The 12,878-nt window shown below is 40.5% G+C and carries 11 protein-coding genes; 8 read left to right on the plus strand and 3 right to left on the minus strand.

All coding sequences use genetic code 11. The features are described from left to right. Positions 1-41 precede the first annotated feature (41 nt). The 3 genes from J7K40_06565 to J7K40_06575 form a co-directional block, all read right to left on the minus strand. The gene (locus J7K40_06565; protein ID MCD6162058.1) at positions 42-842 is read right to left on the minus strand and encodes a glycerophosphodiester phosphodiesterase; all 801 of its coding nucleotides are present in this window, start codon (positions 840-842) and stop codon (positions 42-44) included. Positions 843-953: 111 nt separating this feature from the next. Continuing rightward, positions 954-2,129 carry an inositol-3-phosphate synthase gene (locus J7K40_06570; protein MCD6162059.1) on the minus strand — a complete coding sequence of 392 codons (1,176 nt, stop codon included), beginning with the start codon at positions 2,127-2,129 and terminating at the stop codon, positions 954-956. 19 nt (positions 2,130-2,148) lie between these two features. Continuing rightward, positions 2,149-2,784, minus strand: a complete 636-nt coding sequence (locus tag J7K40_06575) for a CDP-alcohol phosphatidyltransferase family protein (GenBank protein MCD6162060.1) — start codon at positions 2,782-2,784, stop codon at positions 2,149-2,151. A gap of 161 nt (positions 2,785-2,945) precedes the next feature. Between J7K40_06575 and J7K40_06580 the strand changes: the two genes are divergently transcribed. The 8 genes from J7K40_06580 (at position 2,946) to J7K40_06615 (ending at position 12,716) form a co-directional block, all read left to right on the plus strand. Beyond that, complete coding sequence (locus J7K40_06580; GenBank protein ID MCD6162061.1) at positions 2,946-4,295, plus strand: hypothetical protein; 1,350 nt, start codon at positions 2,946-2,948, stop codon at positions 4,293-4,295. A 239-nt stretch (positions 4,296-4,534) separates the two neighbouring features. After that, on the plus strand, positions 4,535-5,785 hold the full coding sequence (gene tig, locus J7K40_06585; protein MCD6162062.1) for a trigger factor: 1,251 nt from the start codon (positions 4,535-4,537) through the stop codon (positions 5,783-5,785). Positions 5,786-5,807: 22 nt separating this feature from the next. Then, positions 5,808-6,413: an ATP-dependent Clp endopeptidase proteolytic subunit ClpP gene (gene clpP, locus J7K40_06590; protein MCD6162063.1), complete on the plus strand. Its 606-nt coding sequence runs from the start codon at positions 5,808-5,810 to the stop codon at positions 6,411-6,413. A 22-nt stretch (positions 6,414-6,435) separates the two neighbouring features. Continuing rightward, positions 6,436-7,689 (plus strand): ATP-dependent Clp protease ATP-binding subunit ClpX, encoded by a 1,254-nt coding sequence (clpX, locus tag J7K40_06595; protein ID MCD6162064.1) that lies wholly within the window; start codon positions 6,436-6,438, stop codon positions 7,687-7,689. A 41-nt stretch (positions 7,690-7,730) separates the two neighbouring features. After that, complete coding sequence (locus J7K40_06600) at positions 7,731-8,333, plus strand: YihA family ribosome biogenesis GTP-binding protein (GenBank protein MCD6162065.1); 603 nt, start codon at positions 7,731-7,733, stop codon at positions 8,331-8,333. After that, positions 8,330-9,613, plus strand: coding sequence for an adenylosuccinate synthase (locus tag J7K40_06605; protein MCD6162066.1), 1,284 nt, complete (start codon positions 8,330-8,332; stop codon positions 9,611-9,613). Before J7K40_06600 ends, J7K40_06605 begins: the two co-directional genes overlap by 4 nt. Positions 9,614-9,692: 79 nt before the next feature. Continuing rightward, on the plus strand, positions 9,693-11,042 hold the full coding sequence (locus tag J7K40_06610; GenBank protein ID MCD6162067.1) for a TolC family protein: 1,350 nt from the start codon (positions 9,693-9,695) through the stop codon (positions 11,040-11,042). A 180-nt stretch (positions 11,043-11,222) separates the two neighbouring features. Next, entirely contained in the window at positions 11,223-12,716 is a 1,494-nt protein-coding gene (locus J7K40_06615) for an OmpA family protein (GenBank protein MCD6162068.1), read from the plus strand. Positions 12,717-12,878 lie beyond the last annotated feature (162 nt).

A 12,878-nucleotide genomic window follows, 5' to 3' on the forward strand; every position in this document is an offset into this window, starting at 1 on the left:
TCTTTTATAATCAACAAACTCTTTAATATTCTAATATTGTATCACGCTTTTTTAAATGATGCTATAAGCTTGGAACCGGTTAGTTGATTGACCATATTATTCGTTTCTTTTTGAAGAATCGAATGGAGAACCCCCGGCCGGTCGGTGATAATTCCATCAACTCCCATATCTATAAGATAGCTAAAAATATGTTCATTGTTAACAGTCCAGGCAAAAATAGGGATTTGTCTTAGATGAAAGTGTTTAATAACAGCCGGAGTTATAATTTCATAATGAAAATGAGCCGAGTCGGCTTCGATTTTATCAAACAACAATGAAACTATAGGCCGCGCCAGCCTGTTGAGAAGAATAACTTGTTCCTGTCCGATAATCCAGCCGGCTTTGAATCTATTGTCATAGTTTTTGATTTTTTTTATAATCCAAGGGAAAAATGATGAAATTATTACGCTATCGACAAGACCAAACTCGTTTACCAAATCGACTACGTCTTTTTCGTATCCGCCCGCTTTTAGCTCGATATTAATATCCAATCGCCCGCCAAAATGCTCAAGCGTTTCATCAAGCATAGCTAACCTGTAGCCGTTTCTCTGGCAAGACTCTTGAAGTTTGGTGGAACTGGCATGTGAAACTAATTTGGGGATATTTGTGTCGGGAGAGCCGGCTGATGGAATGTTAACAGTCCAATCATGAAATAAAACCAGTTTACCATCGATAGTTTTGCGAACATCAAGTTCAATCATATCGGCATTTTCAGCTAAGGCTCTGTCGAATGACTCTAACGTATTGTCTGGTAAATATTCTGATGCTCCCCGATGAGCAATGTTTAGCACCTGATTTGCCATAAGAACCCAAGGCCGGGATATTTATATAGCCCGGCGGCTCCGGTTAATTTATAAAATGAATTATCAGTATAATTTCTCTACAACCTTATACTGGTTAATACCGAGTTTTTTCTATTCTGTCTTGGTTTTCAGTATATCCTTGACTCTGCTTTTACTGTCCGGAATTTCTTTTAATACTTTCACTTTCTTTTCTTTTTCATCAGTATCGGCAGCAACAGCATATTTGGCTATAAATTCCTCGGTTTTTTCAAGAGCTTTGGCATCGGTGTACTGTTCCGGCGGCGATTTCATAAAGTATGACGCCGGTCCGTACATTGTGCCGGACAGATTATGGTCAAGCCCCAGCTTGCAGCATCTGACCGCATCAATAACAACGCCGGCGGAATTAGGTGAATCCCAGACCTCAAGCTTGAGTTCGGCATTTAACGGCACATTGCCAAAAGTTGTTCCCTCAAGGCGGATATGCGCCCATTTGCGGTCGGTCAGCCAGGCGACATAATCAGAGGGGCCTATATGGACATTATTTTTTCCAATATCATAATCAAGTTGTGAGGTAACAGCGTTGGTTTTTGAAATCTTTTTCGATTCAAGCCGGCTTCTTTCGAGCATGTTTAAGAAGTCTGTATTGCCGCCAACATTAAGCTGACTGGTTCTTTCCAAACGAACGCCGCGTTCGCGGAACAGACGGGTCAAAATACGATGAATGATTGTAGCTCCGACCTGCGATTTAATATCATCGCCAATCATCGGCAAACCGCGTTTTTTAAATCTTTCCTGCCAGTATTGCTCGCGGGCAATAAAAACCGGTATACAATTAACAAAACCACAGCCAGCATCAAGTATTTGCTCGACATACCACTTTGTTGCCTCTTCCGAGCCAACAGGTAAATAGCTGACAACTACATCCGTTCCGGTATCTTTTAATATCTTAACGATGTCGGCGGTTGGTCCGGGTGCTTTTTCAATTATCTCAGACAGATATTTGCCTAAGCCGTCATGGGTCATACCTCGTTCGACTTTCACGCCGAGATTGGGCACATCGCTGAATTTATAAGTATTATTAGGCTTGGTAAAAATCGCCTCAGACAGGTCTTTGCCAACTTTATTTTTATCGATATCAATGGCGGCAGAAAACTCAATGTCGGAGATATGATAACCGCCTAAATTAACATGCATTAAACCGGGCACAAATTCATCATCTTTGGCATTTTTATAGAACTCAACACCCTGAACGAAGGATGAGCAACAATTACCTGCTCCTATTATTCCAACTCTAACTTTTCCCATAATTACTCCATTATGTTAATTATTCATTATCTAAAGATTCCATTTTTTTCTTTACATGGATAATTCTTTGCAAGACTGTTATATGAGATACAATAGCCACAAACCATAATACAATGATTATCAGCAAATGTTCCACTCCGAATATAGTTTTAAACAACCACCCTAATAGCCCATCAAAAATTGCCGCACCGGCAACATATGTAATACGTTCGGGTCTTTGCATAAAACCGACTTTGCAATCTATTTTTAAGGCGCCGGCTCTGGCGCGCATATAGGACGTTAGAAGCGAACCCGTAAGAGCCAGAACAATAAGCACATAGATATACAGTTGGTCGAAATAAATCGCAATGCCAAGAAAAATTACTATATCGCTATAACGGTCGATAGCTGAATCGAAAAAAGCCCCAAATTTGCTTTTTTGATCGTTCCTTCTGGCAATTTGGCCATCAAGCACATCGCAAGTGCCGGCAATAACCAAAAAGATACCCCCGATAAAGAATGAGCCAAGTCTGAAAAAATTAGCTGCAAATATTGTAAAAAACAAACCAGCCCAGGTAATCGTATTGGGATGGATGCCAGACTTAACAAACCCCTCAATGATAGGTTCTATTACCTTAAAGTAACCCTTTACAAATTTATCGCCAATTAAGTTCATAATTCACCACCAAGTTCGTAAAATATTAAGCAATACAATTAAAGTCAAGTAAAATTAATCCCTAAAAATATTCATGAAAAACTCCCAATCATCAATTATTGACTTGTTATTGCCGTGAAGTTATAATTGCTAATGATGATTTAATTAATAACGGAGTCTAAATGAATCAAAAAAACAGAATAACTGATGAGGCTGCCTTAATCCTGTATTCAGGAGGAATTCCTCCCTGGAAAGTAGAATCATATTTATCAGAAAAATATAATTTATTGCCGCCTGATAATTACTGCCAAGCCGCCATTGCTCGCAGAAAATTCCTTGAACAGAAAACGAGCATGAAATTTAAATATCTGCCTCTGCCGGAAAAGCCATATCTGCTTAATTATCACTGCGATAATTGCGATATTAATTACCAGCTTGCCGCCTATGATGAAAACAAGACTTGCTCATTATGTGGTCAATCGCTGACGCTTTTGGAACCTCAGAAACAGCATCAATTAACGGCAAATTATATCGGCGGAGTTGATGATTACTATTCATTTTGCGGCGCTATAAAAGTTACGGGCGATATCGAAAAAGAATTTATAGGGATATTGCAGTATGGTACCGGATTGGGGCCGATTGGCGTAAATAGAGGAGCGTTTTTAATCAACCGTTATGGCGGCGCAAAGGTTGTGATTACCGAATCAACTCGAGCCTGCCGTAATCTGGGATATATTTTCATAGATGAAATAACGCGTCGAAAGGCAATGAAAACAGTTGAATCTTTTCTTCCTGCTATTCGCAGTCAGATGAATCAACTGCTAAAGAGATGGGGAGCTGAGGTTTCTTTTGTTGAGATATTGCCGGTAGAGAATATGGGGAAACCGTATCTTTTCATAGATTTCACTGCTGATTTCAAACACTTTCGAGGGCATGGCGCCATAAGCAAAGCTGTCGGACTGGCCAAAAAACTGCTCGACGAAAAACTGAAAGCGGAAAATATTCACTATGATTTAAGCGGTATTACCCAGGGCTATGATGGCGATTTAAAGCCATCACCGAGAAACAAACGCGGCCGTTATAGTATGGCAAAAACATCTATACCGGCATCAGAAATCGAGAAAATCATCGGTAAGTCGGCGGATAAATTTATTGATTTTATTAACATGGATAGCAAGGGGACCGAAAAGCTCGGTTGGTTCGGTCATACCGGTATGGGCGGCGAAATTATTGCCGGCATCTACAAAGCCGCTAAAATTAATCCCCATGCGCCGTTGGTTTCCTCAACCCAGAAAATATTCTGTTTCAGGGAAAATGACAATATAGTTTACGGGATTGAATTGCCCAATGTTGAAGCGGGAACATTTTCTTCATCGGAGGGAGCGGTACCGCCATTAGGCAGGGAGATGATGCAGTTTATGGGAATTAGCAATTCGCGGGAATATGCTGCCTATACAGCCGCCTTTGTGCTTGCGGGTGAGCTGAATCTCTCAATTGAGATAGTCCGAGAAAACCTGTATCGGTCGGAATAACCTGTTTGATAAATTTAAGCTGTTTTTTTAGGAAGTTTTATTACCTTAACTATTGACTATTCCTTTAAATACAATAAATTACTTGTTCAATTTGAAGATTGCCGCAGGTGTTTATGCCTGTTTAAATTGAATTTGCAGGCAATTGATTAGTAATAGGATAATATGAATTGACTGAAAATACAAATAACCTTATGCTGAATAAAACAGTCTGGGTTTGATTTCCTCAAAAAGGAGGATTATTGAAAATTACCGTTAAAAGCGAACCTAATTGTAAAAAAATTCTCGAAATTGAGGTTCCAAGAGAAGATTTTGAGACTGAATTTCAGAAACAGCTTCTTCAATATCGCTCTGAAGCTAAAATCCCTGGCTTTCGACCGGGCAAAGCGCCAAAAGAAATAATTGAAAAAAGGTTTTCGGATAATATCAAGGCGGATGCTCTCGAATCTTTATTGCCTAAGGCATATAATGAGGCTATTGCTCAGGAAAATTTAAACCCTATCAGCCAACCGATAATATCCGAAGTTAAATCCGATGATAGTCAGCCGATTTCATTTAAGGTTCAAATTGAAATTAAACCGGAAATCAACCTGAAAGAATATACCGGACATTCATTTGAAAGGAAAGTTAGGGAAGTCACTGATACCGATATTGAGGAAACGTTAAAACAGCTTCAGGATAGATATGCCGAATTTATTCCGGTCGAACGCAAATGCCACAATGAAGATATGGTAATTGTTGACCTTATAAAAAAACATGACAAGCTTGGCAAAGTCGAAAAAGATAAACTGGAAAATGTCGAAATTGATTTAAGCGGCGATTCGGTTTTGAAAGAGTTTAAAGATGGCTTGCTGGGTATGGGTATCGGTGAAATGAAAGAGATAGAGGTGAATTACCCTGATGATTATTCCGATAAGCAAATGGCAGGCAATGAAGTGCGGTATATGGCCATAGTTAAGGAGGTCAAGGAAAAAAAATTGCCGCCGCTTGATGACGAATTTGCTAAAAATTACCTCCAAGTAGATACTGTCGAGGAGCTTAAGAAAACAATTAAAGAAAGCCTAATCAAAAAAGCCGATGATGATGCTGACATTTCGTTAAAAAGCAGTATTATTAAATATACCGTTGAAAACAATAAGTTTGAAGTACCTGAATCGCTTGTTGAAAAATATGTAGAATCTGTAACTGAAGATTTTAAGAAAAAGAACAAAGATGTCGATGAATTAGAATTAAGGCAGAGTTGTCGGCCGATGGGTGAGGATTTCTATCGCTGGCAATTTATATACCTTGAAATTGCCGAGAAAGAGTCAATTAAAGTTACTGAAAGTGATAGAACCGAATGGATAGAACAGTTCGCCAAGGCATACAACATGTCTGAAAAAGTTGCCCGCGAAACTTTGGGAAGAGCGGGAAAATTTGACGATATCGATGATTCATTACTTGAGAAAAAAGTTCTTGATTTTATTAAGGATAACTCAAACATTACTGCATAGCAGAATATAGCAAGGAGAGAGTATGACTGAGCCAAAAATGCAGACTTTAATTCCGATGGTAGTCGAACAAACGGGCCGAGGCGAACGCGCCTATGATATTTATTCGCGGTTGTTAAAAGACCGTATCGTATTTGTCGGTACCCCTATTGATGATAATATCGCTAATCTTATTGTTGCCCAGTTGTTGTTTCTTGATGCGGAAGATCCGGAGAAAGATATTTTCCTGTATGTTAACACGCCGGGCGGTTCGGTAACTGCCGGCTTAGCTATTTATGACACTATGCAGTTTATCAAAGCCGATGTTAATACTACCTGCGTTGGGATGGCGGCATCCATGGGAGCTCTTTTGCTATGCGCCGGCGAACACGGTAAAAGAGCTGCCTTGAGAAACTCCCGAATTATGATACATCAGCCATGGGGCGGTTTTAAAGGACAAGCATCGGATATTGAAATTCATGCCAAAGAGATAGTTGATACTAAAAAACAGCTTAATGAAATCCTTGCCAAACATACTGGACAGGATTTTGAATCTATTGTAAGGGATACCGATAGAGACAACTTTATGTCTGCTGAAGAGGCCAAGGCTTACGGGCTTGTTGATGAGGTATTTGAACGCAGACCCAAATAAACTAAAGTAGTAGAAGTAATAAATGAATAAAAAAAGTAATAGCTCTTCAAAAAAACGACCGCTTAAAGAACGGTGCAGTTTCTGCGGCCGAGCGGTAAATTCCGGTATGGAACTTATCAATGCGCCAAATGCCTCAATCTGCTCGGATTGCGTGCATGTTTGTTATGATCTCCTCAATCAAAAAACCTGGACTGGGGAGAGAATCGATGTTCCTACGCCAAAAGAAATTAAAGAGTTCCTTGATGATTATGTCATCGGTCAGGAAAAAGCCAAGCGAACTTTAGCCGTTGCTGTTTATAATCATTATAAAAGAATGCTGAATCCAAGTTCACCCGAGGATGGTATCGAGCTTGAAAAAGCCAATATTCTGCTGGCTGGACCAACCGGAACCGGTAAAACTCTATTAGCGCAGACATTAGCCAAGATGCTTAAAGTGCCGTTTACTATTGCCGATGCCACTGTATTAACCGAGGCTGGTTATGTTGGCGAGGATGTGGAAAATATATTAGTTAGGCTTCTTCAGTCTGCCAATTATAATGTCGAGGCGGCTCAGAGGGGGGTTGTCTATATCGATGAAATCGACAAAATCGCCCGACGCAGCGCCAATCCCTCTATTACACGTGATGTCTCCGGCGAAGGTGTTCAGCAGGGGCTTTTGAAAATTCTCGAAGGAACTATCGCCGCGGTGCCGCCAAAAGGCGGAAGAAAACACCCCGAACAGGATTTAATTAAAATAGATACTAAAAATATTCTTTTTATCTGCGGCGGCGCATTTGATGGTCTTGAAAAAATTATCGCCAGAAGGCTCGGCCGGAAAGTTGTCGGATTTAAGGCGGAAAATAAAGCTGTCGGCAATAGAATAGGCAAATTGCTAGAGGATATTAAAGACAAAGACCTGCTGGAATATGGATTAATCCCCGAAATAATCGGCCGACTGCCGGTAGTGTGTTCCCTTAGCGAACTTGATAAAAAAGCGCTTAAGATGATATTAACCAAGCCTAAAAACGCTTTGGTTAAACAATACAAGTATTACTTCAAGCTCGAGGATATTGAACTGGTTTTTGAGGACGAAGCTTTAGATGCGATAATCGAACAGACGCAAAAACATGACACCGGCGCGCGCGCTCTTCGGTCTATAGTCGAATCAGCCATGATGGAAGTAATGTACGAGGCGCCATCGTTATTAGATTTGCAAAAATGTATCGTTACTAAGGATTCAATTATTACCGGCAGTAAGCCCAAGTACGTTTATAAGCAGAAAAAAAAGAGGGCATAGATAAGTATTAATTATCTTTAGCCTTACGGAAGCCGTTCCCCATGCAGTTTAAAAACGCTGATTACACAGCTTCATATTATAACTTGTCCGATATTCCCAAAACGGGTTATCCTGAGATTGCTTTTGCAGGCCGGTCGAATGTTGGCAAGTCGAGCTTGATTAATAAAATCTTAAACCGTAAAAAACTTGCTCAGGTTTCAAAAACCCCCGGTAAGACAAAGGCTTTGAACTATTTTGAAATCGATAGAAAATATTATTTTGTCGACCTGCCTGGTTTCGGCTATGCTCATGTATCTAAAAAAGAACGCGATTCATGGGGTGAATTAATCGAGGCGTATCTCAGTAAGTCAAATAATCTCAAAGGGATAGTGCATATAATAGACAGCCGGCGGGGAATAATGGAGATAGATATTTCTTTGGTCAACTTTGTAAATTATCTTTATCGCGAACATCAAATCGACTTAAAAATGTTGTGGATTCTTTCCAAATCTGATAAATTGAAGAGTAAGGCTAAAAGCGATGTTTATAAAAAAGCCTTGCAGGATTTACAATGCGATCCAGGCCAATTGATTTTCTTTTCAACAACTAACGGTCAGGGCGTAACGGAAGTGAGAAAATTAATTATGGAGATGTTGATTAAATGAAAAAGAGAAACTTAACTATCCTCGGATTGCAATGGGGAGATGAGGGTAAGGGAAAAGTTGTTGATTATTTCGCAGCTGGCGTCGATATCGTAGTCCGTTTCGGCGGCGGCGCCAATGCCGGTCATACTGTAGTGAATGAAAATGACAAATTCATACTTCACCTGCTCCCCTCCGGCATCCTTCACCCTAAAGTAAAATGTTATATGGGCGGCGGTATGGTTGTAGACTTGCTCGATTTGTTTAAGGAACTTGAAGAAATAAAAGCCAAAGGAATAAAATATGAGAAGAGGCTGTTTATCGACCATACAACCCATCTGGTTCTTCCGCAGCATAAGGCTATTGAAAAATATATTGAAAGCCTAAATAAATCCTCATCGATAAACACTACTATGAAAGGCATCGGACCAACTTATTCTGACAAAGCTAACCGCATCGGCATAATTGCAAGCGATATTATTGAAGAGAAACATTTATTAGATAGGATAGCCAATTTCATTCTAAAAAGAAGTCTGGATTTGGTTGCAGTTAATGATAAATCGCTTAAAATTCCCCGCAATCTATTAGAGTATCTAAAAAAATATAGCCCGCAAGTAAGGGATATGCTTGTGGATACTCCTTTTGAACTGAGAAAAGCAATTAAAGAGAATAAACGGATACTTTTTGAGGGTGCCCAGGGTTCCCTTTTGGATATTGATTTAGGCACATATCCATATGTAACATCCTCTAATACGACAATCGGCGGTTTATTCACCGGGACAGGCATGCCGCCCGGAGTGCAGGGAGAAGTTCTGGGTGTGGTTAAGGCTTACACTACGAGAGTCGGCAATGGTCCATTCCCCACCGAGCTTGATAACGATATCGGTGAAAATCTTCGCGAAAAAGGCGGCGAATACGGAGCTACAACCGGCCGGTCCCGACGGACAGGCTGGCTCGATTTGGCGCTTGTTAAGCGAACCGCTTATATGTCGGGAGTTTCCAAACTTATTGTTACCAAGCTTGATGTTTTGGACGGACTTGACGAGATTAAAATCTGTATAGGGTATTATTATAATAGCAAGCTCTATGATTTCCCGCCGCTATATAGTTCTTTTATGGAAAAAGTCGAACCTTTGTATCATACAGTCAAAGGCTGGAAAAAACCAACTGCCGGAATTACTGATTTTGATCAGCTTCCCGATGAAGCGAAACATTATATAAATTTCATAGAGAAAAATACCGAAGTTCCGGTAGGCTATATTTCAACAGGCTCAGACCGAAAAGACTTTATCGAAATCGCTTGATAGGGAATGGTGTTTTACTCTAATATTAAGCTAAGATGTTTGGTATAGGGAATTGTCAATATTTCGCAGGATATGCAAGATGAATAAGTTTTTCGCTTTTAAAGTTTTGCTTCAGGTATTGTGCTTAATATGTTTGCTGCCAAGTGTTCCGGTTCTCGGACAATTGCCGAACAATCAGCTTAGCCTTCGGGAGGCAGTTGATAAGGCTTTTTCAGTTGATAATAACTTGATGGCCGCCGGCTCAAATCTCAAGTCATCAAAATATAATATCAAAAAGGCAAAGGCATCATATATGCCGGCGCTTACGTTTGCCGGAAGTTATTATCATATGTCTAATGTCAGCGAAATCAGTGTAGGTATGCCCGGAACCGGTTTTAATGAGACCATTAAGATGGGTTCAGACACACCGTTCAATGCCAATCTTGGATTAAACTATGAACTTTATACGTTTGGACGCCGGCCAGCGAATGTGCAGCTTGCCAAGCTTGAAACAAACAGATCCGAATTGAATTACAGCTTTTCTAAGAAAATCCTTTTTGATAAAACAGCCAGAGCGTATTTTACTGTTGTTTATGCTAAAGGAAGCATGAACCTTATTCAAGCGGAAAAAGATAGATTTGAACAAATATATCAGCTTGTAGATAGCCGGTTTAAGCAGGATTTAATATCGGAATTCGATCTTCTGCAAACACAGTTAAGGCTGGAAAAATATAAACTATCACTACTGGAAATTTCAAACAACCTGCAAACAGCTAAGCTTAATTTAGCGCGGCTGTTGGGAGTTCCAAAAAGCGATTTGCCCGAACTTGCAGATGATATCGGAGAAAACATTCTTGAATTGCCGAAATTTGTCGTTCGAGCTAATCTATTGGCTAATCGCGAGGATTACCTTGAGGCATCTCTGGCAATAAAGATGGGGCAGGCTGCCAAGAAAATCAGCAAAAGCGCATATTACCCCTCTATAACAGGGTTTGGCGCTTATGATTGGCGCAACGGCTATCAACCGGATGTCGAAAATATTGAGGGCAATTTCTCATTTGGCGTTAAACTGAATTGGCTCTTATTTCATGGCTTTGCCCGTAGAGCCGAGATTTCAAAACAGGATTATTTAATCAAGTCGTATGGTTATATGGTAGAAGACTTGAAAACCGTAATACCGAACCAGATCAACAGCCTGCAGTTGATAGTGGAAAACAGCAAATCAAGAATTGAGGTCGGCGCTCAGGCTTTACAGGTTGCGCAAAAATCGATGGCTATTGCCAGAATGCGATTAGAAATCGGCGATATTACAATGATTGACTTGCTGGAGATAGAGAATAATCTTTCGCAGGCAGAGCTGAATTTGATAAAGTTAAATTATGGATATGTCATGGCAAAACTTGACTATAAAAAAGCTTGTGGTTATTATCCTGAAATAGAACAGTATTAAATGATATATTTATACGTAATGAAATCGAATCATTTTATCAAGATATGCTGAAATTGCCCGAATAATTTAATGAAAACGCTTGCCTGATTTTAATTTATGGCTTAAATAACAGGCAGAATAATATTGCAATTATAATTGTGATTGCAAATAAATAATTTTGATAAAACAACAGGAGGGAGTATGAAAAAATCTGTTGCGGCAACTCTGATATTTATTCTGATTTTAGCCTCGCTGGCAAATGCGGTTGAATGGAAAAGCAGAATGGGAGGTGGGCTTAGAGGACCTTTATTTTCGCCAATGATTAAAGGCAATAACTATACCGGCGCCAACTCCATGGAACCATTTATGATGGGGCTTGGCACAAACCTTGAAGTGAAATACGGTTTAACAAACAACATCGTGTTGGGACTATCGGGCGGCTACTGGTATTCCTATGATGATATTACCGCTGCCGATGACCAATCATTTAAGCTATGCAAAGACGCTAATGCCTCAGCCAAGCTGAAAATGATTCCCCTAAGTTTAACAGGGCAATTTTATTTTATACCTGAAAGCAATATACAGCCCTATTTGCTTGGCGGATTTGGTATCGATATGGCGAAGTATGAAAATCTTGACTCTACCGGCGAATTTTCCTCAACTGACCTTAATGTAAAGGTGGGCGCGGGAATTAATTTTTGGGTAGGCGAGAGCTTTACTTTTGATGTAGGCGGTCGGTTTTCATACCTGTTGAGCAATATGTCGAACAGTTATACCGGCGCCATACCAACAAGCCTGCAGGGAGTTGCAATGGATGCTGCCGATACTCGGCCTTTCTTAGCGATTCTCGAACCGGGTATTAACCTAACTTATTATTTCGGCGGCGCGCGCGACACCGATAAGGATGGCATCAAGGATAAATTCGATCAATGTCCCGATACGCCGCTTGGGGCTATTGTAGATGAGTTTGGCTGCCCGTTGGATTCGGATGGCGATGGCATATATGACGGCATTGACCATTGCGTGGAAACTCCTAAGGGCGCGTTTGTGGATGAAATCGGATGCCCGCTCGATTCCGACCAAGACATTGTGCCCGATGGTATCGATTTGTGCCCGGATACTCCTATTGGCGTAGCGGTTGATATTTATGGCTGTCCGCTCGATGAGGATAAGGACGGCATCCCAGATTTCAAAGACCAACAGCTTGATACTCCTGCCGGAGCGATAGTCGATTCACTCGGCATAGCGCTTGATACCGATGGCGATGATGTTCCGGATGGGTTGGATAAATGCCCCGAAACGAGAGAGGGAGTTAGAACCGATGAGTTTGGCTGTCCGCTTGCCAAACCTATAACCGAAAAAATCATACTTAATATTAAATATGCTTCCGGTTCGGTTGAGCCTGATGGAGGAGCAAAAGCCGTTCTTGACGATATTGTCGAACGCTTGCAAATCTACAGCGGTATTAAAATCGAGATTAATGGCTATACCGATGCTCTCGGTTCGGCGAAAAGCAATTTGAAAATATCGCAAAAACGAGCTGAGGCTATTAGAGATTACCTGATATCCAAAGGAATAGAAGCAGACCGTCTTGAAGCCCGTGGTTATGGCGAGGATGAGAATTTCTTTCTTGCGCCAAATGATACAGCTGAGGGCAGACATAAAAATCGACGGATTGAAATCGTGCCGAAATAATTTAGTATCAATTAAAGATACCTGAAAAAATAAGGGCGTATGCAGTTTCATACAACTTGCATCACGCCCTTTATTTTATGAAATATTAATTCGGATTCTACAATTGAAATCACTACTGTCCGGCCTTTTGTCCGCCTTAGGCGGATGCTATAGTGATGTCAT

It is taken from the genome of Candidatus Zixiibacteriota bacterium (assembly GCA_021159005.1).
Lineage (GTDB): Bacteria > Zixibacteria > MSB-5A5 > UBA10806 > 4484-95 > JAGGSN01.

Coding starts and splice junctions, on each gene's coding strand:
- J7K40_06605 (MCD6162066.1), top strand. CDS start 8,330: ATGAAAAAGAGAAACTTAACTATCCTCGGATTGCAATGGGGAGATGAG.
- clpX (MCD6162064.1), top strand. CDS start 6,436: ATGAATAAAAAAAGTAATAGCTCTTCAAAAAAACGACCGCTTAAAGAA.
- J7K40_06600 (MCD6162065.1), top strand. CDS start 7,731: ATGCAGTTTAAAAACGCTGATTACACAGCTTCATATTATAACTTGTCC.
- J7K40_06570 (MCD6162059.1), bottom strand. CDS start 2,129: ATGGGAAAAGTTAGAGTTGGAATAATAGGAGCAGGTAATTGTTGCTCA.
- J7K40_06610 (MCD6162067.1), top strand. CDS start 9,693: ATGAATAAGTTTTTCGCTTTTAAAGTTTTGCTTCAGGTATTGTGCTTA.
- J7K40_06580 (MCD6162061.1), top strand. CDS start 2,946: ATGAATCAAAAAAACAGAATAACTGATGAGGCTGCCTTAATCCTGTAT.
- J7K40_06565 (MCD6162058.1), bottom strand. CDS start 842: ATGGCAAATCAGGTGCTAAACATTGCTCATCGGGGAGCATCAGAATAT.
- clpP (MCD6162063.1), top strand. CDS start 5,808: ATGACTGAGCCAAAAATGCAGACTTTAATTCCGATGGTAGTCGAACAA.
- J7K40_06575 (MCD6162060.1), bottom strand. CDS start 2,784: ATGAACTTAATTGGCGATAAATTTGTAAAGGGTTACTTTAAGGTAATA.
- J7K40_06615 (MCD6162068.1), top strand. CDS start 11,223: ATGAAAAAATCTGTTGCGGCAACTCTGATATTTATTCTGATTTTAGCC.